General features: G+C 70.8%; 22 protein-coding genes. 4 read left to right on the forward strand and 18 right to left on the reverse strand.

Annotated features, from left to right (window positions below):
• Positions 1-4: 4 nt before the first annotated feature.
• Genes OO70_RS05355 through OO70_RS05370 form a run of 4 tightly spaced genes read right to left on the reverse strand, consistent with a single transcriptional unit; the run spans position 5 to position 5,520 of the window.
• Positions 5-1,357: an aromatic ring-hydroxylating dioxygenase subunit alpha gene (locus OO70_RS05355; protein WP_043664684.1), complete on the reverse strand. Its 1,353-nt coding sequence runs from the start codon at positions 1,355-1,357 to the stop codon at positions 5-7.
• Positions 1,358-1,385: 28 nt separating this feature from the next.
• Positions 1,386-3,332 carry a primary-amine oxidase gene (locus OO70_RS05360; RefSeq protein ID WP_043664686.1) on the reverse strand — a complete coding sequence of 649 codons (1,947 nt, stop codon included), beginning with the start codon at positions 3,330-3,332 and terminating at the stop codon, positions 1,386-1,388.
• Complete coding sequence (locus OO70_RS05365) at positions 3,329-4,870, reverse strand: gamma-glutamyltransferase (RefSeq protein ID WP_043664688.1); 1,542 nt, start codon at positions 4,868-4,870, stop codon at positions 3,329-3,331. Before OO70_RS05365 ends, OO70_RS05360 begins: the two co-directional genes overlap by 4 nt.
• Positions 4,867-5,520, reverse strand: coding sequence for a cyclase family protein (locus OO70_RS05370; protein ID WP_043664689.1), 654 nt, complete (start codon positions 5,518-5,520; stop codon positions 4,867-4,869). The genes OO70_RS05365 and OO70_RS05370 overlap by 4 nt, the downstream gene beginning before the upstream one ends.
• Before the next feature lie 149 nt (positions 5,521-5,669).
• On the opposite strand from OO70_RS05370, the gene OO70_RS05375 reads away from it, so the two are divergent.
• Positions 5,670-6,374 carry a GntR family transcriptional regulator gene (locus tag OO70_RS05375; RefSeq protein ID WP_043664691.1) on the forward strand — a complete coding sequence of 235 codons (705 nt, stop codon included), beginning with the start codon at positions 5,670-5,672 and terminating at the stop codon, positions 6,372-6,374.
• A 29-nt stretch (positions 6,375-6,403) separates the two neighbouring features.
• Here the strand turns inward: OO70_RS05375 and solA are convergent, their stop codons facing one another.
• The 12 genes from solA to OO70_RS05435 all read right to left on the reverse strand — a co-directional run bounded on the left by solA (position 6,404) and on the right by OO70_RS05435 (position 19,730).
• Positions 6,404-8,878: an N-methyl-L-tryptophan oxidase gene (gene solA / locus OO70_RS05380; protein WP_043664693.1), complete on the reverse strand. Its 2,475-nt coding sequence runs from the start codon at positions 8,876-8,878 to the stop codon at positions 6,404-6,406.
• Positions 8,875-10,332 carry an aldehyde dehydrogenase family protein gene (locus OO70_RS05385; RefSeq protein WP_234336706.1) on the reverse strand — a complete coding sequence of 486 codons (1,458 nt, stop codon included), beginning with the start codon at positions 10,330-10,332 and terminating at the stop codon, positions 8,875-8,877. Before OO70_RS05385 ends, solA begins: the two co-directional genes overlap by 4 nt.
• 11 nt (positions 10,333-10,343) lie before the next feature.
• Complete coding sequence (locus tag OO70_RS51095) at positions 10,344-11,195, reverse strand: creatininase family protein (RefSeq protein WP_078651254.1); 852 nt, start codon at positions 11,193-11,195, stop codon at positions 10,344-10,346.
• 29 nt (positions 11,196-11,224) lie between these two features.
• Complete coding sequence (locus OO70_RS05395; protein ID WP_043664695.1) at positions 11,225-11,683, reverse strand: cytidine/deoxycytidylate deaminase family protein; 459 nt, start codon at positions 11,681-11,683, stop codon at positions 11,225-11,227.
• Complete coding sequence (locus OO70_RS05400; protein WP_043664697.1) at positions 11,680-12,444, reverse strand: amidohydrolase family protein; 765 nt, start codon at positions 12,442-12,444, stop codon at positions 11,680-11,682. The genes OO70_RS05395 and OO70_RS05400 overlap by 4 nt, the downstream gene beginning before the upstream one ends.
• A 33-nt stretch (positions 12,445-12,477) precedes the next feature.
• Positions 12,478-13,440: an ABC transporter ATP-binding protein gene (locus OO70_RS05405; protein WP_043664700.1), complete on the reverse strand. Its 963-nt coding sequence runs from the start codon at positions 13,438-13,440 to the stop codon at positions 12,478-12,480.
• Entirely contained in the window at positions 13,437-14,450 is a 1,014-nt protein-coding gene (locus tag OO70_RS05410; protein ID WP_043664702.1) for an ABC transporter ATP-binding protein, read from the reverse strand. Before OO70_RS05410 ends, OO70_RS05405 begins: the two co-directional genes overlap by 4 nt.
• Positions 14,447-15,136, reverse strand: a complete 690-nt coding sequence (locus OO70_RS05415) for an alpha/beta hydrolase (RefSeq protein WP_043664704.1) — start codon at positions 15,134-15,136, stop codon at positions 14,447-14,449. Before OO70_RS05415 ends, OO70_RS05410 begins: the two co-directional genes overlap by 4 nt.
• 5 nt (positions 15,137-15,141) lie before the next feature.
• Positions 15,142-16,212 carry an ABC transporter permease gene (locus OO70_RS05420; protein WP_234336707.1) on the reverse strand — a complete coding sequence of 357 codons (1,071 nt, stop codon included), beginning with the start codon at positions 16,210-16,212 and terminating at the stop codon, positions 15,142-15,144.
• Complete coding sequence (locus OO70_RS05425; RefSeq protein ID WP_234336709.1) at positions 16,209-17,126, reverse strand: ABC transporter permease; 918 nt, start codon at positions 17,124-17,126, stop codon at positions 16,209-16,211. Before OO70_RS05425 ends, OO70_RS05420 begins: the two co-directional genes overlap by 4 nt.
• On the reverse strand, positions 17,119-18,774 hold the full coding sequence (locus tag OO70_RS05430) for an ABC transporter substrate-binding protein (RefSeq protein WP_043664711.1): 1,656 nt from the start codon (positions 18,772-18,774) through the stop codon (positions 17,119-17,121). Before OO70_RS05430 ends, OO70_RS05425 begins: the two co-directional genes overlap by 8 nt.
• A 152-nt stretch (positions 18,775-18,926) precedes the next feature.
• Positions 18,927-19,730, reverse strand: a complete 804-nt coding sequence (locus tag OO70_RS05435) for an N-acyl homoserine lactonase family protein (RefSeq protein WP_043664714.1) — start codon at positions 19,728-19,730, stop codon at positions 18,927-18,929.
• 227 nt (positions 19,731-19,957) lie between these two features.
• Here OO70_RS05435 and OO70_RS05440 point away from each other — a divergent pair, with 227 nt between their 5' ends.
• On the forward strand, positions 19,958-20,569 hold the full coding sequence (locus OO70_RS05440) for a GNAT family N-acetyltransferase (RefSeq protein ID WP_043664716.1): 612 nt from the start codon (positions 19,958-19,960) through the stop codon (positions 20,567-20,569).
• A gap of 102 nt (positions 20,570-20,671) precedes the next feature.
• Positions 20,672-21,790, forward strand: coding sequence for a hypothetical protein (locus tag OO70_RS05445; protein WP_051740692.1), 1,119 nt, complete (start codon positions 20,672-20,674; stop codon positions 21,788-21,790).
• On the opposite strand, the gene OO70_RS05450 is transcribed toward OO70_RS05445, so the two are convergent.
• Together OO70_RS05450 and OO70_RS05455 are read right to left on the reverse strand one after the other, a co-directional pair.
• Positions 21,775-22,554 carry a GNAT family N-acetyltransferase gene (locus OO70_RS05450; RefSeq protein WP_051740695.1) on the reverse strand — a complete coding sequence of 260 codons (780 nt, stop codon included), beginning with the start codon at positions 22,552-22,554 and terminating at the stop codon, positions 21,775-21,777. The two genes, OO70_RS05445 and OO70_RS05450, sit on opposite strands and share 16 nt — an antisense overlap.
• A gap of 181 nt (positions 22,555-22,735) precedes the next feature.
• A complete protein-coding gene (locus tag OO70_RS05455) occupies positions 22,736-23,299 on the reverse strand; it encodes a CGNR zinc finger domain-containing protein (RefSeq protein WP_043664719.1) in 564 nt (187 codons plus the stop codon).
• 100 nt (positions 23,300-23,399) lie between these two features.
• Here OO70_RS05455 and OO70_RS05460 point away from each other — a divergent pair, with 100 nt between their 5' ends.
• On the forward strand, positions 23,400-24,632 hold the full coding sequence (locus tag OO70_RS05460) for an MFS transporter (RefSeq protein ID WP_043664721.1): 1,233 nt from the start codon (positions 23,400-23,402) through the stop codon (positions 24,630-24,632).
• Positions 24,633-24,676 lie beyond the last annotated feature (44 nt).

A 24,676-nucleotide genomic window follows, 5' to 3' on the forward strand; every position in this document is an offset into this window, starting at 1 on the left:
CGGCTCAGCCGTCCGTTCCCAGCGGCTGCGCCCAACTGCTGTCGGCGCGCTGCTTGTCGGTGACGGCCGTCCAGTGCTCCAGCCAGCCCTCGGTCGGGCCGATCCCGTCCAGGGCGACCGGCCCGTGCAACCGCCCCGCCTCCTCGGCCGGCAGCACCAGCGGCGGGTCCTCGCCGCGCTCGACGGCGCTGATGGCCTCGCCGAGCATCCGCCGGTACATCACGATGGCCTTGTCGGAGCGGCCCAGGTGCTCGCGGGTACGGTCCTGCACGGCCCCCTGCCCCTCCACCGCCCACTGGTCGTGCACGTTGATGTCGAAGCCGAGTCCGGTGTACGTCGTCGTGCGCTGCTCCACCGGGTCGTAGCCGTAGCCGTTCGCGCGGCCGAAGCGCGGCCGGTAGTCGGGCAGGGTGACCGCGCCGACCCGCTGCCGGCGCATCTCCGCCTGGTCGACGGGGCCGCCGACACTGGTGAACAGGGCATACCAGTAACTGGAGTTGTCGTCGATCGGCACATGCCACTGGGTGATCGCAGTCTCCTCGTCCAGCGGGATGTGGAAGGCGTGCGGGAACACCTGGTGGGTGATGCGCACGTGGGTAAGGCTGCCGTCCATCGGCAGGCCCTGGGTGTCCGTGCCGTCGAGCGTGCGCCGGGCGGTGAGGCGGATGCCGTAGGGGGTGCGGACGGCGTCGATGTCGGGGCGGCCGTACTCGCGCAGGATCTTCGTCATCGGGAGGTCGGTGCCCTGGGAGGCGGCGCGGAACTGTTTGCCGTAGCTGTCGGCGGGGTCCTCGTCCTGGAAGAAGCGGTGGAGGTAGGAGGCGTGGGCGGGGTCGATGCCGACCTCCAGGGCCTGGAGCCAGTTGCACTCCAGCAGCCCTTTCCAGGCGAAGGCGTGGTCGGCGGGGGCCTGGAAGCAGTCCAGGGCGGGGAGTTCGGGTGGTTCGCCGGGGCCGAGGTAGCCCCAGATGATGCCGTTGATCTCGCGGACCGGATAACTGCCCAGCCGCACGCGGGACTTGAGTGGGCTGTCGACGGGCTCGGCGGGTGTGTCGAGACAGGAGCCGTCGCGGGCGAAGAGCCAGCCGTGGAAGCAGCAGCGCAGTCCGCCGTCCTCCAGGCGGCCGAGCGTCAGGTCGGCGCCGCGGTGTGGGCAGCCCCGGTCGACGAGGCCGAGTTGACCCTCCTCGTCGCGGAACAGGACCAGGTCCTGGCCCATCACCTTGGGCGCTACCAGCGGTCGTGCGCCGTCGAGTTCCTCGCTGAGGGCGATCGGCTGCCAGTAGCGGCGCATCCACTCACCGGCCGGGGTACCGGGCCCGGTCCGCGTGAGCCGTGTGTTCTCTTCCTCGCGCATGGGACGCCTTTCGGGGGAGGGGGCGCGGTCAGCCGCAGCAGTGGTCCGGGGCCGAGGGGCTCGGCGTGTGGCAGGAGACGGGGGCGGGCACGTCCAGAGCCGGGTTGCGGTCGAAGAAGCCGTCGGGCTCCAGGCGCAGTCGCGCCTTGGCTACCGGCATCACCGGCCACTCCTCGGGGCGCGGGAAGTGGTGCGAGCCGACCGTCGCCCACAGCACCAGGTCCGTGCCGTCCAACGACCGGTTCTCCTCCTGCCACTTGTGGACTCCGTCCGCACCCGGCTCGGCCTGGTTCGGGTACTCGCCGCCGACGAACCGCCGCTCCGCGTCGTAGGCGGTCGCCCACAACTGCCGCCCCACGAACGGGGCTCGGCGCGCGCACACGCTGTCCTCGCGCACCGGCAGCACAGCCGTGTTCTCCAAGTGCACGCGGTACGCGGTCGGTTCACCCATCCGGTTGCGGGACTCGGTGCTCTCCACCCGCCAGTGCAGCGCGCGGGACGGGTCGGTGCGCCGGGCGCCCTCCGACTCGCTGAGGATCGGCCGCAGCACGGTACGGGCCGCGTTGCCGTACGGGTCCAGCGCTGGGTCGGGTTCGTGTTCGGCGGTGACCTCGATCAGCCGGTTGGGATCGCCGTCCACCGCCATGTCGAGGCGGACGCTGAAGAAGTGCTGGTGGTTGGTGACCGCGACGTTCGGCGCGACCCGGCGCGCGTACGGCGTCGCCTCGTCCTCCTCGACGCCGGTGGCGGAGAGGATGCCGGTCATCTTGATCTCCAGCATCACCGAACCGTCCTGGTACAGCGACCAGTAGAAGCCGTAGTCGTAGTTGGCGACGGTGGCGAACGCCGAGATGATCAGCCGGCGAGAACGGCGCACCTCCGTACGGCCCGTGCGGCCGTCGTGGTGCTTCCAGAGGATGCCGTCGTCCTCCTCGTGGACACAGACGGCGTTGGGGATGAGCCGGGGGACGCCGTCGCCGCCGAGCACGGCCGCGTCGAAGTACTGGATGACGCCGAGGCAATCGCAGCCCAGGGCAAGGGAGTTGGTGAGCGGGCCGGCGCCGTACTCGCCCCAGTCGAAGAAGTTCTTGCGGTACTGGGTGGAGGCCGTGTCGAAGTACGGGACGTACATCTCGTTGACGGCGGCACGCCGGATCACCTGCCGAGGACCCTTCCCGGCCGCGGAGAAGGCGAGGTCGTGCAGCACGAGCCCCTCGCGATGGCTGAAGCCGACCCGGACCGACCACCCCTGCCAGTCGATCCGCTGCCCGGTGACGGTGAAACTCGGCCCGTCCGGCTGGACGACCTCCAGCGGCTTGAGCCCCGGCCGCTCGTCCACCGTCCCGGCCGCGAACACACCGGACTCCTCCGACAGCGGGACCACCCCGTGGTCCTCGATGTGCAGGATCTCCATGGTCTCCATGTCGATGATCGGCACGACTCCCTGCACCGGGCGGGCGTAGCCGTTGTCGTCCTCGGAGACGCGGTGCCAGACGCTGCCCCAGGTCAGTCGGCGGCCCGCGTACTCGGGCGGTTCGAAGCCGCCGATCGACTCCGGGTCCACCATCACCAGCGACACGTCGTGGATGCCGCGCAGTGCGAGTGCCTCCCGGAAACGGGGGTCGGCGCGGCAGGCGGCAGCGGCCTGCCGTGCCTCCTCGGAGGAGCAGCCTGGACTGCGGACGTCCAACTCCCGCCACGCCGTGGTCTGCGGCTTGTCGCCGAGTTCGAGATCGACCTCGAAGGCGTGGCGTGCGGACGGCGAGAACACGACCGCGCGGGCGCGCCGGGCATCCCCGAGGGCTGCGCGCCGGGCGTGGTCCTCGTCCAGCGCCACACCCCAGAAACGCGCGTCGTCGGGGACCCGGGTGTCGGCCCTCAACACACTTACCGCAGCGGTCAGTTCGGAGACGGTGAGGGGGTCCAGCGGGTGCGGTGCGTCGGCCGGTACGGGTTCGGGGGCGAGAGTACTCACTGCGGGTTTCCTTCCAAGATGGTGCCGCCGTCGGCGCGCGGATCGGATGCGCCGTCCAGCCGACCGTCGGCGGACAGTCGTACGGCCTGGGTGTGACCGGCGAGATCGGTACGGCCCGGCGTGACGACGACCGGAACCACCGACGGGAACGCGCCCGCGGGGACGGACCCGGGCTCGGCCAGCAGTGTCTGTGTCTCGTGGCCGATGTCGCGGGCGCCGATCACCCAGCGTGGGCGGTCCAGGACGGTGACCGGATCGGCGGCCGGGTCCATCAGATCGGGCACCGTCTGGGCCAGGATCTGTGGCTGCGCCCGACCGCCCTGGCAACCGGCCGCGAGCAGGAGTTCGGCGGACCGGCCGAGCACCGGGCAGAGGGTGTGCGGAGGTCGCAGTCCGGGGCCGATGAGAGCGGGGTGGCCGGGCAGCAGGCTGAACGCCGAGCCGCGGTTGTGCAGGACGATGCCGGTCTCCGGTTCGCAGATGCCGGAGCCGAAGGTCTGGTAGACGCTCTGGATCAGGGAGACGGCCAGTCCGGAGGCGTCCACGGCGGTGATCGCCACGGTGTCCCCGGCGGGCCGGAAGGACGGCTCGGGCGCTCGTTCGCCGGCGAGCGGAGCCGGGCGCAGCAGTCTGTCCAGGTCGATGGGCGAGGGGCCGAGCGGGTCACCCAGCAGCAAGTCACGTGCTGCCGAGGCGTCTTGGCAGCGGGAGGCCAGAAGGATGGTGCGCTCCGGCTCGGGCAGTTTCGCGGCCGAGGCGGCGGTCTCGAGTACGGCCAGCAGGCTCGCCCCCTGGCTGGGCGGCGGGGCGGTCCACCACCGAGTTCCGGCCACGTCCAGCGTCAACGGCTCGCTGTTCTCCGCCTGATGGGCCGCGAGGTCGCTCGCGGTCAACGGACTCCCGGCCCGGCGCAGCCCGTCCGCCAGCGCCTCGGCGACGGCGCCCCGGTAGAAGGACGAAGGGTCGTCGGCGAGCGTGCGCAGGACGGCGGCCAGTCGGGGCTGGGGGAGCGGGTCGCCCTTGTCGAGGGGTGTGCCGTCGGGGCCTGTCAGCAGGGAGGTGAGCCCGGGGTCCGCGGCGATCTGCGAGGCCCGCTCGCGGATGGCCCGCGCCAGACCGGCTGAGACGGTGGCCCCGTCCTCGGCCAGTTCGGCGGCGTCCCGCAGCGCGGCCGCAAGGGCACCGGGTGTGCCATGGGCTTCGGCGAGCGCGGTCCAGCCCGCCACCACACCGGGCACGGTCACCGTCTGCGGACCCTGCGCAGGCATCCGTCGGTCGGCGGCTCGGAGAGCTTCGACGTCTACGGCCTGTGCGGCGGCGCCCGCCGAGATCACCGCGCGTACCGAGCCGCCGGGGGCGTGGACTAGGGCGATCAGGTCGCCGCCCAGGGAACACTGGTGGGGGTAGACGACCGTGAGTGCGGCGGCTGCCGCCAGCGCCGCGTCCACGGCGTTGCCGCCCCGCTCCGCCGCACGCCGGGCCGCCGAAAGCGCCGCCGGGTGCGGTGCGGCCAGGATCAGCCGGGAGGCGGTTGTCACGCCTCGTCCCTCGGGAGGAGCACGGTGCGGGAGGGGGCGGCCTCGGCACCCTGAAGGGGCAGGGGAAGCGAGATCATGTCGTAGACCCCGGCCGGGGTGTGCAGCAGATCGACCACTTCGAGGATCAACACCTCGGCGGCGCACAGGAGTTGGTGGGTCTCCCAGTGGGTGGTGTAGGCGACGGCCTCGATGCTCAGGTAGTCGATGCCCGCGGTGCGTACCCCGGCCTCGATGAGCCGTTCCGCTCCGTCGGGGGCCAGCCCGACCCACTGCCGGGCCTTCCACGGACTGCGCAGGACGCCCTCGGAGTTGCTGGTGCGCAGCAGCACACGTTCCTCGGTGCCGAGGCCGGCCGCGTCGAGGTCGGCGGCGGTGATCTGTTCCTTGACGTGGGTGAGGTCGAGGACCCGCGCGGTTCCGTTGAGGGCGGTCAGGTCGAGCCGGTCGACCGTTTTGCCGCCGTCGATGAAGTGCGCCGGAGCGTCGATGTGGGTGCCGGTGTGGGCGCCGATGCGCCAGCGGCTCACGTTGGAGGGGTCGCCGGCGGTACGGGATTCGACGATCTCCACCTCGGGGCGGCGACCCCAGTGGAGCATGCCGGGATGGATGGGAACGGACACGTCGATCGCCTTGGCGAAGTCCAGATTCATGCGGCCCTCCTATTGGATGCGGATATCATTGAAGTGGATCCAAAAATAAGCGACTCTCGAGTGGCTGAGGTCGCCCCTCGGCCGCATGGCAAACTGCTCAACCACCGCGCACCCCCCGACCGCCCCCGAGAAGGGTTTGACCGACTCCGATGACGCCCCAGACTGACGAGAGTCCCCTCGTCGACGACATCGCGGCCCGCATCCGCGCGCGGATCATGAACGGCGAGCTGGCGATCGGCAAACCGCTGCGCCAGGCGGCGCTGGCCACCGAGTTCGGGGTCAGCCGCACACCGGTGCGCGAGGCACTGCGTCAGCTGCAGAACGGCGGGCTGATCGAGATGCAGCCGAACCGCGGCGCGGTGGTCCGGGTGCCCGCGCCCTGGGAGGTGCGGCAGGCGTACGAGGTGCGCGCCGAGTTGGAGGGCATGGCCGCCCGGCGTGCCGCCTCCCGCATCACGGAACGCGGGCTCGCGGCGCTCCGCGAGCACAACGCCGTCCTGTGCGAGGCCCTGGCGGGAGCCGCCGGTGAGGCGAGGGGTGCGGGCAACCTCACGACCACGGCCGCCAACGACTGCTTCCACACGGTCATCTGCGAAGCGGCCGACAACCCCTGGCTGACCCGGATGATCGACCGGATCAACGAGAGCTTCCCGCGCAACGTCTCCTCGCTCGCCCTCGCCGGCGACGAGCGCCATCGACAGCTGAACATCCGTGAGCACCAGGCCGTGATCGACGCGTTGGCCGCGCACGACGCCGACCGGGCCGACGAGTTGATGCGCGAGCACGTCATCAGCTCCGGCGAGCATCTGACGGCCTGGTACGAGCGCCGGTCCCAGACCGTCTTCCACGGCTGAGCGGGCCTTCTCCGACCCCGAGCGGCCCCTCACGGGGTCCTGCCGGAAAGCAGCCGGGCCGGGGAGAGGAAGTCCAGGTCCGGGCGGGCGATCCCGCACACGAGGTCGGCCAGCGCCTCGCCGATCGCCGGCCCGAACTTGAACCCGTGCCCCGAACACGCCGACGCGACCAACACCTGCGGTGCGCCCGGTACTTCGCCGACCACGAAGCGCCGGTCGGCCGTCATCGTGTAGAGACACGTCAGGCTCTCGGTCACCGGGCCGGCACCGGGCAGTACCTGGGCCACCGCCTCGGCGAGCAGGGCGAGTTCCTCGGCGGTCGCGTCGGGGCGAGGTGCTTCCGGGGTCCAGGTTGGGCCGCTGTCCAGCCCCGCCTTGAGGCCGCGGCCGTCGGTCGCGGGGAACCCGTACAGCAGGCCCTGCGGCAGGTCGACGGAGAAGCTGCCGAGGCCGGAAGGGCCGAGCGGGCCCGTCGGGTCGGCGGCGAAGTAGGCGTTGACGATGCGAGTGACCGTCAGGTGGGGTGCGAGGGAGGGGACTTGGGCTGCCGTCCAGGGGCCGGTGCAGAGCACCAGGCGGCGGGTGCGCAGGATGCCCTCGCCGGTGCGGACCACGACCTCGTCGCCGTCCGGTTCCCAGCCGAGGACGGGGGAGTTGTCCTCGATGCGTGCTCCGGACCGTTCGGCCAGGGTCAGTTGGGCGCGGAGTGTCTCCTGCGCGTCGATGATCCCGGCTCGCGGGTCGTGCACCGCGGTGAATCCGGTGGGGAGCCGCAGCCCCGGGAAGATCCGTGCCGCTTCTTCGGCGCCGACCTGACGGCAGCCGGGGCCGCGCAGGGGATCGGGGCGGTCGTCCGGTGCCGCGTACAACCCGCCGGTGATGTCGAGGAGTTGGGCCTTCGAGGCGCCCTCCAGCTCCGTCCAGGCCTGGTAGGCGGTGTCGACCAGGGCGTCCCAGTCGGGGTGGGGGTAGGCGCGGCGGATCATCCTGGTCTCCCCGTGCGAGGAACCCAAGTCGTGGCCCAGGCGGAACTGTTCGAGGCCCAGGACGTCGAGTCCGCGCGCGGCCAGGTGACGCAGGGTGGCGCTGCCGTGTACGCCCAGGCCGACCACGATCGCGTCGTGGCGGCGGGAGAAGGAGCGCGAGATGTCCGGGGGGTGCGGCGTGGGAGCTGGTTCTGGGTCGGTGGCCGAGAACGCGGGCGGGATGTCGGGTTCTGAGGGCGATGGTTCGGGGCTGGGGCTGGGCGCCTTACCGCGCTGCTGCAGGCGGACGATCTCCCGCACCGCCTCGACCAACGCGTCCAGATCGTCCTCGTCGTTGTAGACGTGGACCGAGGCTCGAACCACCTTGGTCAGTCCCCGGTGATCCATGTCCCACCGCCCGTGCCCGGCCGGCACCGCGATCAAATGGACCCTGCGATAGGCGAGTTGCCGCTGGACATCTGAGGCGTCCATCCCGTCGACCACGAAGGTGACAATGGCGCCGCCCGCGGCCGGAGGGTCGGTGACGTGGACCCCCGGCAGTGCGGAGAGGCGTTCCCGCAGTGAGGCGCCGAGGGTGTCCAGGTGCCGGGCGACGGTGTCGACGCCGAGCGCGCTGAGGTCGGCCAGTGCCGCACCCAGGCCCAGGCGCAGGGCATGCGCGGCCTCCCAGAGCTCGAACCGCTTGGCGTCCGGAACCAGTTCCCAGCTCCGCTCGGCCGTCCATCGGGCGCCCCGGACATCGGGTGCCTCGGGGGCGAGGCGGTCCAGGAGCGGGCGGCGGACCGCGAGCAGGCCGGTGCCGCGTGGGCCGCGCAGGAACTTGCGGCCGGTGCCGATGAGGAGGTCGCAGCCGATGGTGCCCATGTCCACCGGCAGTTGGCCGAGTGACTGGGTCGCGTCGAGCAGGAAGGGCACTCCGTGGGCGCGGGCCAACTCGCCTATCGCAGCGACGGGTTCGACCAGTCCCGAGGAGGTCGGCACATGCGCGGCAGTGACCAGGGCGGCGGGTCCCGCACGCAGTGCCGCCTCCAACGCCTCCAAGTCCACCGCGCCGTCAGGGCCGTTGGGCAGCAGCTCGACCAGGACTCCGTGGTCGCGTTCGACCGACAGCAGGTGCAACGCGCTGCTGACGTAACTGGAGCGGGCGGCCAACACCCGGTCGCCGGGACGGAGTCGTAGCGCCGACACGGCGCGCTGCCAGCCGGCCGTGGCGCTCTCGACGAGGGCGACCTCCTCCAGCCGGGCGCCGAGGAGTTCGGCGGTACGCGCGTAGACGGCCTCCAGGGCGGGAGCCGCGTGTTTCGCGGCCTCGTAGCCGCCGGACAGGCTCTCCGCGCGGAGATGGTCGATGACCGCCTCGACGGTGCCGTTGGCGAGCAGGGCCGCGCCGGCGGAGTTGAAGTGATGGCCGGTGAACGAGCCGGGGGTGCGGGCCCGTTCGGCCGCGATGTTCAGGGTGCGCGGGGGCGGGGGATTCGGGGGCGAGGCGGCCGTCCCGGCCGTCACGGGCGCGCTCACAGGGCGATCGTCACGCTCTTGAGCTCGGTGAACCCGTCGACGGCGGCGTCGCCGAGGTCCCTGCCGAGGCCGGACTGCTTCATCCCGCCGAAGGCCACGGCGGGGTCGAACTCGTTGTACGTGTTGACCCACACGGTCCCGGCCTCCAGCGCGGCGGCGGTGCGGTGGGCACGGGCCAGACTGCCGGTCCAGACGCCGGCGGCGAGCCCGTAGTCGGTGTCGTTGGCCAGCGCGATGGCCTCCTCCTCGCTGTCGAAGGGCAGGATCGTGGCGACCGGGCCGAAGATCTCCTCCCGCGCGATCCGCATGTCGGGGGTGACCTCGGTGAACACCGTCGGCGGCACGAACCACCCCGGCCCCGGCAGCGGTTCACCGCCCACGGCCACCCCGGCGCCCTCGGCGAGACCCAGTTCGACGTAGCCGGTCACGCGGTCGTACTGCTCCTGCGACACCAGCGGACCGATGTTGATACCTCCCGCGAGACCCGGGCCGATCCGCAGCGCCTCCACCGCCGGCACCAGCCGGTCCAGGAACTCCTTGACGATCGTGCGCTCCACCAGCAGCCTGCTGCCCGCCGTGCACATCTGCCCGGAGTGCCCGAACACCGCGCGCACGGCGTTCGGTACGGCGGCGTCGAGATCGGCGTCGGCGAAGACGATGTTGGGTGACTTGCCGCCCAGTTCGAGCGTGAGCCGCTTCAACGACGGTGCCGCCGCGGCCATGATGTGCCGCCCGACCTCGGTGGACCCGGTGAAGGACACCTTGGCGATGCCGGGGTGCGAGACGAGTTCCGCACCCGTACGCCCGTCGCCCGTAAGGACGTTGACCACGCCCTCGGGCACGCCCGCCTCCAGGCAGAGCGCGGCCAGCCGCAGCGCTGTCAGCGGGGTCTGCTCGGCCGGCTTGACGACCACCGTGCAACCGGCGGCCAGGGCGGGGGCGAGCTTCCAGGCGGCGATCATGAAAGGGAAGTTCCACGGCAGTACGGCGGCCACCACGCCGACCGGTTCGCGGACGCTGTACACATGCCGGTCGGGGCCGGCCGCGTGCACGGTGCCCGCCAGTCGGGTCGGCGTGCCCGCGAAGTGGCGGATGGCCTGCAGGCCCAACTCCACATCGCCGCGGGCACGTTCGATCGCCTTGCCGTTGTCCAGGGTGTCCAGCACCGCCAGTTGCTCGGCGTCGCGCTCCACGAGGTCGGCCAGGCGCAGCAGGACGTCACGGCGCTGTCGGGGCGGCAGCCCGCGCCAACGGCGGTCCCGGTGCGCGGCGTTGGCGGCCTCGACCGCCGCCGACACCTCGGCGGAGCCCGCCTGGACGACGGTGGTGAGCTGCTCCTGGGTGGCGGGGTCGAGCACCTGGATGCGTTCCGTCGCGGTACCGGTGGTCCACTCGCCGCCGATGAGCATGGGCTCGCAGTCCGGCAGGTGCGGGATCACGATGCTGGGGTCCACGGTGTTCTCCTTCACGCCTGGCGTCCGGGACGGTGAGTGGGGTCGGGCCACGGCTCGCGTACCGCAGTGGACACCGCCCGGGCGGTGGTCAGGACGCAGCGGTCGAACTCCGCCTCGCCGTGCTTGGGGTCCGCGTCGGCCACGTCCCTGCCCCAGACCCCGGTCTCGCTGACCTGGTCCATGCGGTAGTCCCAGAACGAGTCGACGTCGACATGAGAGGTGGCCCGGTCCATCCGGACCAGTTCGGGCGCGAGGTGCAGCATCACGGACGTCTCGAAGAAGTTGGCGTGCATCAACGCCCGGCCGTAGGTGACGTGTCCGTCGACCTCGGGACCCGGGTACATCGTCACGTACCCCAACGCCCTCACCCGGGCGTCCCGGTGACGGACCCTCAGCTTCTCCGCCGACACATCGAGCGCGCCGTTGTTCCAGATGTGACCGTTGAGCAGGATGAACTGCCGTACTCCGGAGGCGTAGAGCGAGTCGATGACGTCCTCGATCACGGCGATCATCGTCTCCGGCCGCAGGGCCACCGTCCCCGCGAAGTCGCCGTGGGACGCGGACACGCCGAAGCTCAGTGGCGGCAGGACGGGCACGCCGGTGAGTGCGGAGACCCCGAGGGCGACCGCCTCGCAGATCCGGGTGTCCACGGCGAGGGGGAGATGCGGGCCGTGCTGCTCGGTGGCGCCGACGGGGATGATGACGGCGTCCTGGGCGGCGGCCGTGGACTCCGCCTCCGGCCAGGTCAGCTCCTCCCACAGCACCGGCGATCCGGACCCGCCCAACTGCGCGGCGAGTTCGGGGACATCGAGCCCTGTGGGGATCGTTCGGCCGGACGGACCGGTGACGAAGACGGACGACATGGCTCTCCTCTCCTCGGGACCGATGGCGCTCACCATCGGCGTCGGCTCTTCTCGGGCAGCAGGTCCAGGGCGCGCAACGGGACGGGCTTGTCGCCGTCGACCGTGGTGACCCACACGGTGGCGTCCGGGCAGTAGTCGCTGATCAGTTCGCGGCACACCCCGCACGGGGCGATGATCCGGAACCAGCCCGCCGGTTTGATCTGCACCGAGACCACCGACGTGATGGTCAGCTCCGCACCGGCGGGCAGGGCGCCCCGGGCCGTGCCCATGGCCACCCCCTCCGCACAGATCGAACTGCGCCGGCAGGAGCCCTCCACATGGACCCCGGTGTGGATCCGGCCGTCGGCGGTGCGGAGCGCGGTCGCGACCTCGTGACGGCCCGACTTCCAGACCCGGGCCAGCAAGTGCTGTGCGGTGGCGAGGAGTTCGATGTCGTCCTCGTCCATCGACGCCGGTACGGAGACGGGCCGCACGCCCACGGCACTCATACCGTCAGCCCCAGCAGCCGGGCCATGTTGCCGCCCTCGACCAGCGCCCGGTCCTTCTCGTCCTCGACCGCCTTGGCGATCTTCATGCGCTCCAGGTCGAAGTCGGAGCCGGGCCACTCGCTGCCCATCAGGATCTTCTCGGGTCCGAGTCGTGCGTAGGCGCGCTTGACGTCGCTCATCAGCGTCGCCGAAGTTTCCAGGTACACGTGCGGCTGCCGCTCGGCCACGATGATCGCCTCCGGGACGTTCCACACCGCCCCCATGTGGGCGATGATCGTGGGGACTTCGGGGTGGTCCCGCGCGATCTCCTCGATGGCCAGCGGTGCGCAGAACGCGTCGTCGAGAGCGTTGATCAGCACCAGCAGCCCGCGCCGCGCGCACGCCTCGAACACCGGGTCCAGCAGGCCGTGGTCGGCGACGTGGTAGCCGTGCAGGCTCGGGTGCAGCTTCAGGCCCACCAGACCCGCGTCGGCCATCCGGTCGATCTCGTCGAGGGCGTCGTCGGCCTGCGGCATCACCTGCCCGAAGCCGAAGAACCGGTCCGGGTACGAGGCCACCAGCGAGGCGATGAAGTCGTTCTCGATGCGCTGCGCGAGCGAGCACACCATCGCCATGTCCACTCCCGCCGCGTCCATCCGGTCGAGGATGCGGCGCGGCTCGAAGGGTGTGTACGGCGGCGGGGCCTGGCCCTTGCGGGCGCCCGTGAGGTAGTCGGAACGGCCCCGGACGTCCTGAGTGGTGTTGTACGCGTCGATGATCAAAGCGGTTCGTCCTTACTCGCTACGTGCGATTCGCTACTCGCTGGAGACCAGGGGCAGATGGCAGCGCACACTGCGGCCCGGCGCGATCTCGCGCAGTTCGGGGGCCGTGGTACGGCACTGCTCCGTGGCGATGGGGCACCGGGTGCGGAAAAGGCAGCCCTCGGGCGGATTCGCCGGATCGGGCAACTCGCCCTGCAGTACCTCCTGTTCACGGGTCTCTCCGGGCCGTAGCACCGGAACGGAGGACAGCAGCGCCCGGCTGTAGGGGTGTGCGGGGGCGGAGAAGAAGGCGTCGCGGGAGGCGACCTCGATGATCTGGCCGAGATACATGACCGCGATCCGGTCGGCGATGTGCCGGACGACGCCCAGGTCGTGGGAGATGAACAGCATCGTCAGACCCCGGTCGCGGACCAGGTCGGACAGCAGGTTCAGCACCTGCGCCTGGATCGACACGTCCAGCGCCGACACGGCCTCGTCGGCCACCACGAACTGCGGTGACGAGGCCAACGCCCGCGCGATGCCGATGCGTTGGCGCTGGCCGCCGGAGAACTCGTGCGGCCTGCGCCCACCGGCCTCCGCGCCGAGACCGACCAGGTCGAGCAGTTCGGCCACCGCCTTCGCGGCCTCGGCGCGGGTGGCGCCGCGCGCCCGCAGCAGCGGCTCGGCGACGATGTCGGCGATCCTGCGGCGCGGATTCAGCGAACCGAACGGGTCCTGGAAGACCATCTGCAACTCGGCACGGGTACGGCGCAGTTGGCGACCGCGCAGCCGGGTGAGGTCGGTGCCGTCGAACTCGATGCGGCCCGAGGCGGGTTCGATGACCCGCAACAGGGCCCGGCCGAGCGTGGACTTGCCGCACCCGGACTCGCCGACCAGGCCGAGGGTCTCGCCCTGGAGGATGTCGAGGTCGACGTCCCGCAGCGCCCTGACCCGGCCGCCCGCCCGGCCCGGGTACTCGACACGCAGCTCGCGGGCCTGGATGAGCGCGGCGGTCATGCGATGCCTCCCAGGGAGCGGGCCGTGGCACGGGCGGGGGAGGGCAGCACGCAGGCGTCGAGGTGACCGTCCTCGCCGTGCCGCTGCCGGAGCACGGGCCGCTCGGCACACGCGTCGTGGACGAGCGGACACCGGGGCGCGAACGCGCAGCCGGCCGGCCGGTCCACCCCGGTCAGCGGACTGCCCGCGATGGTCGGCAGCCGTCGTACGACAGGACCGTCGATCGGTGGGACGGAGCCCAACAGGCCCATGGTGTAGGGGTGTTGGGGGTGGAACAGCACCTCCTCGCGCAGCCCCTGCTCCACGATCCGGCCCGCGTACATCACCGCCACCCGGTCGGCGACCTCGGCGACGACGCCCAGGTCGTGGGTGATCAGCAGGACGGAGGTGCCGTGGTCGCGTTGGACGCGCTTGAGGACGGCGAGGACCTGGGCCTGGATCGTGACGTCGAGTGCGGTGGTGGGTTCGTCGGCGATCAGTACGGCGGGGTCGTTGGCCAGGCCCATGGCGATCATCACGCGTTGGCGCATGCCCCCGGAGAGCTGGTGCGGGTAGGCGCGTGCCGTGCGGTCCGGGCCCGCGATGCCGACCTCGCCGAGCAACTCCACGGCCCGGCCCATCGCCTGACCCCGTGTCACATCACGGTGGGCGCGGATCATCTCGGAGACCTGGGCGCCCGCCCGGTGCAGCGGGTTGAGCGCGGCGAGCGCGTCCTGGAAGACGACGGCGATGTCCTTGCCGCGCACCCCGCGCAACTCCCGCTCCGAGGCGGCGACAAGGTTACGGTCCTTGAAGACCGCCTCGCCGCTGATGTGGGTGCGCGGACCTCGGTTCAGGCCGACCAGGCTCATCGACAGGGCGGACTTCCCGGACCCCGACTCGCCCACCAGCGCGAGGACTTCACCCTGGTGGAGGGTCAGATCCACACCGTCCACGGCGGGCAGCCGGCCCGCCGGCACGTCGAACTGGACGCGCAGGTCCCGCACTTCGAGCACGGGCGCGGACGTCATGAGCTCTCGCCCACGGCCACGGCCGCCGTGTGGATCAGGTCGGCGACGCGCTCCGGCCACACCAGGGTCGTGTAGTGGCTGCCCGGCACGTGCTCGACGGTCGCCTTCATCCGGGCCGCCATGTCGTTCTGGATCTCGGGGCGCAGCGTGCGGTCGTCGTCGGCGACCAGGTACCAACTGGGCAGGGTGCGCCAGGCCGGTGCGCCGGTCGGCTGGGTGAAGATGAGGTTCTCCGCCTTGCGTCCCTCCGCCTCGACGACGGCCCGCTGTTCGGGCGAGAGGTCGGGGCCTATCTCCGCCCAGAACTCCTCGCTCGTCTCGGACTTCCACTCGCCGTTGGGGCCGCGCCGCATGTACTTGGAGATCTCGGCCTCCTCGTACCGCTCGACGATCTCGCTGACCGTCTCGCCCTCGTCGGGCCCGAACGCGGCAATGTAGACAAGCCCCTTGACTCGTGGATCGCGCCCGACATTGCTGATCACCGCGCCGCCGTAGGAGTGCCCGGCCAGCAGCACCGGGCCCGTCGTCTCCTCCAACACGGCCGCCGTGTTGGCGATGTCGTCCTCCAGGGAGGTCATCGGATTGGTGACGGTGAGCAGCCGGTGGCCGTGGGCGGCCAGCAGGGGCGCGACCGCCGACCAGGTCGTCGGCCGTCCGCCGGCACCGTGGACCAGCACGATGTCCATGCGGGTCATCCTTTCCGTAGCCGCGGGTCGAGGACCGTGTACAGCAGGTCCACCGCGTGGTTGACCAGGGTGAAGAGAAGGGCGATGGCGAGGGCGGCGCCCTGCACGACGGGGTAGTCGCGTTGCAGGACGCCCTGCACGAGCAGGCGGCCGACACCGGCGTAGGAGAAGACCGTCTCGGTGATCACCGAACCGCCCAGCAGGGAGCCGAACTGGAGGCCGAGGACGGTCACGATGGGCAGCCAGGAGTTGCGCAGCACGTGGTGGCGGATCACCACGCTCTCGCTGAGGCCCTTCATCCGGGCGGTCCGCACGAAGTCGTCGTCGAGGACCTCCAGCACGGAGGCGCGCACGATGCGGGTGATGAACCCGGCCATCGACAGCGCCAGCGTGACGGCCGGGAGGATCAGATGCTGGATCCAGGGCCACACCAGCTCGGGGCGGTTCTGCAGGATCGCGTCGAGGAGGACGAAGTTGGTCGTCGGGTTGTAGTCGAGCGAGCTGGGCAGCCGGCCCAGGACCGGGAGCCAGCGCAGCCACACGCCGAACACGACGATGCCGAGCACGCCGAGCGCGAACCAGGGGAGCGAGAAGCTCACCGTGGCCACGGCCCGGGTCGAGTGGTCGATCCAACTCCCTTTGCGCAGCGCGGCGATGACCCCGGTGACGACACCGAGGAGCACCGCGATGGTCATCGCCGCGAGCGTCAGCTCGATCGTGGCGGGGAGGGCGTCGCCGAGGAGACCCAGGACGCTGTTCGAGCCGTAGAACGAGGTGCCGAGCCGCAGGTGGACCAGGTCGTTGAGGAAGCTGCCGTACTGGACGAGCAGCGGTCGGTCGAGGCCGAGTGCCTTGTTGACACGTGCCTCGTTCGCGGCCAGTTGGGCGGCGGAGAGGTTGTTGCCGCCGGCCCCGAGCGAGGTCGCCGGTGAGCCGGGCAGCAGGCGCATCGCGAGGAACACCAGGCTGGCCAACGCGAACAGGACGACGGGGATGACCGCGAGGCGTCGTAGGACCAACAGGGCTGTCCCTGCCGCCCATTTGGGCCTGCGGGCGGTGAGCAGGGCGGTGGTCACGCCGGCCCCCGTACGTCGAGGGCGTCGCGCAGGTCGTCGCCCACGAAGTTGCAGGCGACGACGAAGAGGAGAGTGAACGTCGCGGGCAGGACGACCAGTCGGGGCGCCGTGTAGAGGAACTCCTGGCCCGCCTGGACCATGTAGCCCCAGTCGGGCTGCGGGGGTTGGATGCCGAGGCCGAGGTAGGAGAGGCCGGCGGCGAAACCGGCCGCGATCGACAGCGTCATGACGACCTGGGCGAGCATCGGCCCGGCGATGTTCGGGAGCAGCTCGCGGGTGAGGATGCGCGGGGTGCGGGTGCCGCCCAACTTGGAGGCGACGACGTAGTCACGGGCCGCCTCGCGCGCGGTCAGGGCACGGGCCAGCCGGGCCAGACCGGGTGCCAGGGACACGCCGATGCCGAAGACCAGACTGACCGTGCCAGGACCGGCGGCCGCCACCAGGAGGATGACGAGCAGGATGGACGGGAAAGCGAGGGCGAGGTCCACGATCCGCATCAGGATCTGCTCGACGACACCTCCCGCATACCCGGCGACGAGCCCGATCCCCGTGCCGACGACGGCCGCCAGCGCCGTCGCCGCGAACGCCACCAGCAGCAACGGGCGGGCGCCGTGCACGAGTCGGGCCAGTTCGTCGCGACCGAGGTCGTCCGTGCCGAACAGATGGCCGGACGACCCGATGGGCAGCAGTGCCGAGGAGGTCTGACGCAGCGGGTCCGCCTGGACGAACAGCGGTCCTACGAGGGCCACCAGCACCAGCGCGATCAGGACGAGCCAGGACAGCACGGCCGGCCAGGACCGCGCCAACCGGCGCCGACGCCACGCGGCGACGACGGTCCGCCCCGCCGAGGAGGCGGGGGGAGTGGGGGGCCGTGCGGTCGCCACGGGCGCTGGAGCGGCCGTCGTGTCAGACACTGGCTTTCTCCATGTAACAGCGGTGGTTGGCCAGTGCGGCGGTGTTCATGTGCTTCACATGCGAGCCGCTCACCACGAGGTTGGCGAAGCAGGCCAGCATCGACAGGACCATGTAGTCCTCGGCCCAACGGCGTTGGATCTTGGTGTAGGCGGCCGTGCGCTGTGCGCCGAGGGGCAGGTTCTTGGCCGTGTCCAGCTCCGCCTGGAGCGAGGCGGCTTCCTTGAGCGTGTCCATGCCGGTGATCGTCGCGCCGTAGAGACCGGTGGGGCTGGCCATGGCCCCGACCATGTCGTTGGCGTCCGGGACGTAGGTGTTGCGCTCCCAGATCATCAGGTCGTGGTAGTCGTCCTTGCCGTCGAGCAGCCGGGTGAAGTAGGTGGCCGGGTCGACAGAGGTGGTGACCACCTTGAAGCCGACGTCGGTCAGGTTCTGGGCGACGATCTGCGCGGCCTTCGGGTGCCAGGAGTCGCTCGCCGCCATCATCCGGATACGCCGGCCGCCCGCGCCCGCCTCGGCGACCAGCTTCTTCGCCTTCGCCGTGTCCTGCGTGCTCAGGTCGGCGAGACTCGTGTCGTAGCCGCTCTGCGCGGGCGGGATGGCGTAGCCCCCGGGCAGCGCGCCGACGCCGTAGAAGGCCTGGTCGAGGATGGCCTTGCGGTCGATGGCGAGATTGATGGCCTGGCGGACCTTGAGCTCGGGGACGCGCCGGGCGTCGATCATCAGGATGGCGTTGGCGTTGTACGGCGTCTTGTAGACGGTCACCGAGTCGTCCTTGCGCAGCTGTGCGGCGGCGGAGTACGGGGTGAACTGAGTGGCCGAGATGTCGCCGCTGAGCAGGGAGCTGACGATGGTCGACGGGTCCTGGACCTGGCGCAGCACCAGGCGGTCGACGGGCGGTCTGCCGAGCCGGAAGTCGTCGAAGGCCGTGAGGGTGATGGACTGGCCGGAGGTGGCGGCGGAGAAGGCGAACGGGCCGGTGCCGACGAGGTGCTTGCCGATGTCGGCGCCGTACTTCTTCAGCGCGGCCTTGGAGATGATGCGGCCGCCGATGTCGGAGAGCTGGCCGAGGGCGGTGCGGTCCGGCTTCTTGAGGACCATCTTGACGGTGAGGTCGTCCGGGGCGGTCAGCGAGGCGACGTTCGCGCCGAGGTCGGAGAGCGGACGGGTGGCGCCCTTGGGCAGTGTCGGGTCCTTCTCGTCGAACTGCCGGCCCAGGCTGGCCAGCACGTCCGCCGAGGTGAGCGTCGTACCGTCGTGGAACTTGACGCCCTCGCGCAGGGCGAAGGTGTAGGTGAGCTGGTCGTCGGAGATCGTCCAGCTCTTGGCCAGGTCGGGGGTGGGTTCGTTGGTCTCGAAGGAGATGAACGTCAGGCCCCGACAGATGCAGTCGACGGCCATCCAGTCGCCCAACGAGGTGTAGAACGACGGGTCGTTGACCGCGCTGGTCGCGTCGATGGCGAGGGTCAGCGTGCCGCCCTTGCCGCTCCCCTTGGCGTCGTCGGCGGCCGCACCGCAGGCACTGAGCAGGGCGGGGAGCCCGAAGCCGACTCCCACGCCGAGGAGCCCCGCGCCCCGCAGCATGGTGCGGCGCGACGCCGTCGACGGGGCGGAGCCGGGTGAGGACGATCCAGCTGACTGGTCCGGCATGTGGGCCTCCTTGGGCACCGATCCTCGAATAATGGATCTCAAAGTGTCGAGATTGGATCCAAAAACATGTTCACGGGCCACAGAGTCCCTCTCGTGTCCCAGGTGTTAAAGGCGTGTGAACCGGTTTGGGAACGCGATCCGGCCAGTACCGGCTACGCGCCCGGCACGCCCCTGCGGCGGATCAACTCCGGCCAGACCACGGGGTCATGACCGGGGACGAGTTCGTAACCGCGTTCTGCGGCGATGCGCTTGAGACGGCGGATGGGCTCCACCGTGTGCTCCGGATCGACACCGATCGAGGCGCCGATCGGGCGCTCGTGCTCGATGTTCTCCGTGAGATCGGCGGCGTCGAAGGCGAACACGAAGCCGCCGCCGTCCGCGAGGTCCACGACGAAACTCTGGTGCCCGGGGGTGTGCCCGGCCGTCAGTACGGCGGTCACGCCCGGGGCGATCTCGGTGTCGCCCACGGCCTGTCGCCAGTCGATACGCGGGTCGTCGAAGTCGACGCGGAAGATGGAGTGGCGCTCGACTTCCGGCTGCCCGGACAGGCCATAGGCGAGTTCCTCGCGCTGTACGTGCACCGGCACCCGGCCCGCGAAGTGCTTGAGCCCGCCCGCGTGATCGGCGTGCAGATGGCTGACGGCCACCGCGTGGATCGCGTCCATCGGGATGCCGGCCGCGTCGAGTGCCTCCTCCAGGGGCTCGCCCGGACCGGGCAGGATCGGCCGGTAGTTGGGGGAGCCGTAGAAGCGGCGGCGCAGGGCCGGGTCCCGGATCAGCGCCGTGTTGAAGCCGGTGTCGAGCAGCAGCCAGCCGCCGTCGCACTCCAGGAGGACGGCCGGTACGGGTTCACGCAGCCGCTCCTCGTACGGGGCGCCGTGCACGGAGACGGACTTGGGGAGTTCCTCCCAGCCCAGCAGCAGGGGCACGATCCTTCGTACGCCGTGGCGTGTCATGAGGCGTGCGGGGCGGGCGGCAGGTGCATGCGTGATCCGTTCCGGGAGTGCGGGGGATTATGTTCAGGGGGTCGGGTCCAGGGGATCGGTGGTGGGGGATGGACGGTGGGGATCCACACTTTAAGTATGTGGATCCAAAAGGCGGTTGCGGGGAGGTGAACAACTTCTCTCGGCCTGCCGGGCGAACTGAGTTGCTTCTTGATCAACGCGCGGTTACCTTCCGCACCATGTCTGCCGAGCCGCCACTGCCCATCGAACTCACTGGCCAGTACGTCCGCCTGGAGCCACTGGCCATGGATCATCTCGGTGATCTCTTCGTGGCAGGGGGCGGCGACGAGGAGGTGTGGCGCTGGCAGGGCGGGCCGGCTCCGCGGACGGAGGCGGAACTGGGCGACAAACTCGGTGCGTTGCTGGCGGCCGCCGGGCGCGGGGAGTACGTCGCGTTCGCGGTCGTCCATCGCGCGAGCGGCCGTGCCGTCGGCTGGACCACGTACATGGACATCGACGTGGACAACGAGCGGCTGGAGATCGGCTGGACCTGGTACGGGCGCGCGTACTGGCGCAGCCCGGTCAACACCGAGTCGAAGCTGCTCCTGCTCACGCACGCCTTCGAGGAACTGGGCATGGGGCGCGTGCAGTTGAAGACCGACCACCTCAACGAGCGCTCGCAGGCGGCCATCGCCCGCATCGGGGCGCGACGGGAGGGTGTGCTGCGGCGCCACCGCCGACGCCCGGACGGCAGTTGGCGCGACACCGTGTACTTCTCCCTCCTGGCCGAGGAGTGGCCCGAGGCGAAGGCCCGGCTGACGGCTCGGCTGTCAGGGGGTGGGGAGCGATGATGTACGGACGCGTATGGATCCGTATCACCGGAGTATGTGCCGTGCAGCCGTCCGTTGATTGAATCGCGCTGGATGTGTGATCCATTCACGGACGAGGGCCCCATGACCAGCGAGACCTGGCACTTTCCCCCTGACCTGAGGGGCACCTTCGCGCCGGAAGGTCTCACCCCGCAACAGGCCGATGAAGCGCTCGCCTGTGCCTGGGAATATGTGCGAACGATCATTCCCGCCTACACGAACCGTAGGCGCTACATCGCCCTCGCACGCCTCACCGCGATTTCCACCGTGACGGAATTCAGGGGCGAACACATTTCTCCCCTGAACTCTCCGGTCATCGCGGGATACGACACCGGCGAACTGCTGGCCGCGCTCTTCGCCCGGACCGCCGTCCACGAGACCATGGCTCGCGAGTACTACTCCTCGATCCTGATCACCGCCGAGAAGTCCTCCCCGTACGGGAACGCCGAACTCCTCGGCCGGTACGCGGCGGCGATCGCCCAGGGCCCCGCCCAGTGGTTTCGGATCCGCGACTGCGATGCCCAGGCCCGCCTCTTCATCGCCGCCGCCCTCGCCTGCAACGACATCGAGGACGCCTGGCTGACCGAAGAGCAGAACCAGATCCTGACGGAGATCTGCGACGCCATGTACGACGCGGTGGCTTACCACAAACACCGTGCCGAAGGCGAAATCTGCAACACCTTCGCCTACGCCCACCCCGACCTGCGCCAACACACCTACCGCACCTGTCGCGACACACTCTGGAATATCGACGCCCACTGGGCCGACACCCCGGAGCGGATTCCTGTCGTCACCTTTCTCCGCAACATCGCCGGCCCCATCCATCTGACGATGCGCCGCTACCGCTACGTCGAGGACGGCCTCACCCTCGGCAACCCCGAAACAGCCAGGACCGTCGACCAGGCCCGCAAGAACGTCAAACTCTGGTACCGCCTCAGCCCGACCCCGCAGGACAACAGCCACTACAAGGAAATCCTCGCGAACCAGGACCGAGTCCTCTTCCCGGGTTTCGCCGCGATCCTCGAGAACGCCGAACAAACCTGCCCCGACTGCCAGTACCCGTCCCACTTCACGCCAGCGCCCGCCCACTTCGCAGGCGTCCGCGTGTGCGCCGCGCACCGGCAGGCATTCGACACCCACCTCGCGGAACTCCCCGCACGTGCGCGCCGCATCCTCGGACTGTCCGGTCACCCGCCGTACTGAACCGCCACATGGTGGACGTGGCCCACCGTCTCGAACCCGAGCCCGCGGTACACGGACTCCCCGCGCCTGCTCGCCTGCAAGGACCCGACGAGCAGGCCGCGTTCACGTCCCGCGAGCAGCGCCGCCGTTGTCAACGCACCGGCGATTCCACGCTTCCGGTGAGCCTCCAGGGTGGCGACCCAGTAGATACCGGCGACGCCGTGACTCATCGACAACTGGGCGGTCCCGACGACCTGTCCGTTCACGCGGCCGACGAACCGTACGACATCGGAGCGGGCGGTGGAGTAGTTCGCTTCGGCGTCGACGACCGATGGGATCACATCGTGGGGAATTCCGAACACTTCCGAGTACGTGGTCACGTACTCGGCCAACCCGGGACGGTCGACGACAGGTGAGATCTCCAGGCCGGGCACGGTGGCATCGGCCACCTTCCCGAGATCGACGGCCATCACGGGCAGTGTGGAGGTGAGAGTTCCGCCACGGGCCACCAGTTGTTCGACCAGGCCAGGATTGCTGTCGTCGCCCACCCACCACAGATGCGGTGTGCCGTCCAGTCGCTTCCGGGCCAGGGACAGGGCATCGTCCAACGACTCGCCGCGAAACCGCAGCACACCGTTCAGCAACGGGTGCGGAAGCCCGGTTCGATAGACGGGCAGGTCGCTGTCCGTCGTGTCGTCGGCGTCCCAACCGAGCCAGTACGCACACAAGTTGGACAGCTGTGGCTGGAGGTCGTGAACCGAGTGGATCGGCGGATGGGGAGGCATGGGTGATGTCACAGGTCTCTCGTCTCGCGTACCACCGGGCTCCGAAGCGTCCCGGTACGTGCCTACCGCCGTAGCCTAAGAACCTTGGCACAGCGCGCACTTGGACCTCAGCGGCGTGCGGGCGGAACATCCGCGCCACGAGCCGCTGTTGAGGCGCAGCCGGCCGGCACTTCGCCGCCCCTCAGGCACCCCCACTGTCCTTCCTGCCGCGCAGCGTCTCCTTCTTGGCGCGGTTTCCGCAGGTGCCCATGGAGCACCAACGGCGGTTTCCCGGGCGGGAGATGTCCAGGAACAGGGCTCTGCAGGTCGGGCCCGCGCAGTTGCGGAGGCGGGTGAGCGAGGGGGAGGTCGCGAGGTCCAGCGCGTCGCGCGCGACGAGGGCGAGGGTGGCCCGGACGGGGGCGTCGGCCTGCCAGACGAGGTGCCCGGTGGGGGCGAGGTGCGGCACCGGTACAGGGTGTGCGGCGGCCGAGTTGACCTCGTCGACGTCTCGCGCGTCGGGGATCCGGCCGGCCCGGGCGGCGGTGATCAGGGCGTGGACGGCCTCGCGCAGGTCGCGTGCGTGAGCGGCATCGGCGGCCCCTGTGGCACCGGCGCAGGGACCGCACTGCCTCACCCACGCCAACAGCGCCTCGGCGTCCGGGAGTTCTTCCACCGCGTCGGCCGTGCCGCGATGGCGCAGGGTGCGGAGGAAGTCCAGGGAGGGGCGGCCGGCGCCCTGGCGGAAGCGGGGAGTTGGTGGCACGGCTCCACCCTATCCCCGTAGAACCGGTTTAAGTGGTGCCATGGGAGTGGCTCGCCTGTTACCGTCACCTGAACCAGTCAAACCGGTTCTCGCGTGAGGTGTGTCCGTGCCCCGCTGGGTGATCCTCGTCCTGTCCCTCGCCTGTGGTGTGGGCGTCTCGACCATCTACTTCCCGCAGGCGATCAGTTCGCTCGTCGCCGCCGACCTGGGCGTGTCCACCGGCTCGGCCGCCCTCGTCGTCACGGCGGCCCAATTCGGTTACGCGGCCGGCATCTTCCTCCTCGTCCCCCTCGGTGACCGGCTCCCGCACCGCCCCCTGATCGTCACCCTGCTCGTACTCACCGCCGTCGGACTCCTCGCCGCGAGCGCCGCGCCCTCGCTCCCGCTGCTCGTCGTCGCGAGCGCGGTCACCGGCGTGACGACCGTCGTGCCCCAGATCATCATCCCGATGACCGCCGGCCTCGTCCCCGCCGAGCGTCGTGGAGCAGTCACCGGCACCCTCCTCAGCGGCCTCATCGGCGGCATCCTCCTGGCCCGCACCTTCAGCGGCACCCTCGGCGAACGGCTCGGCTGGCGGGCGCCGTACCTCGTCGCCGCAGCGGTCTTCCTGGCCCTGGCCGCGATCCTCTCCCGGGTCGTCCCGGACACCACGCCGTCCACCCGGCACAGTTACCCGTCCCTGATAGCCGCGCCCCTGCACCTCCTGCGCACCGAACCCGACCTCCGCCGCTCCTGCCTCTACCAGGCCGCAGTCTTCGCCGGCTTCAGCGCCGCCTGGACCACCCTCACCCTGCTCGTCACCGGACCGACGTACGCCATGGGCGCCCAGGCGGTGGGGCTCCTCGGACTGGTCGGCGCGGCCAGCATGTTCAGCACCCCGCTCGCCGGCCGCCTGGCCGACCGCCGCGGCCCCGACACGGTCAGCCTCCTCGCCATGCTCGGCACGATCGCCGCGGCGGCCGTGCTCGTACCGGCCTACCGGGGCGGCACGACCGGCCTGCTGGCCCTGGCCGCGGGCATGCTGCTGCTCGACGTGGCCGTCCAGTCCGGCCAGGTCGCCAACCAGGCCCGCATCTTCGCGCTACGGCCCGAGGCCCGGGCCCGTATCAACACCGCGTACATGACCTGCGCGTTCCTCGGCGGCAGCGCGGGTTCCTGGCTCGGCGTGCGCACCTACGACCGGTTCGGCTGGCGGGGTGTGACGGGTCTGGTCGCCGCCCTGGCCGTGGTGGCGCTGGGCCGTCACCTGCGCCACGTACGCCGTGCGCGGCACAGTGGGACGCGACCGGACCGGTCAGGATTCGAGAAGCGCGAGTCCCCGCCCCGCCCCTAGCGTGACTTCCATGGACGTCACCGCGCAGCGAAGCCGGAAGCGGA

The organism is Streptomyces xylophagus, from assembly GCF_000716435.1.
Classification (GTDB): domain Bacteria; phylum Actinomycetota; class Actinomycetes; order Streptomycetales; family Streptomycetaceae; genus Streptomyces; species Streptomyces xylophagus.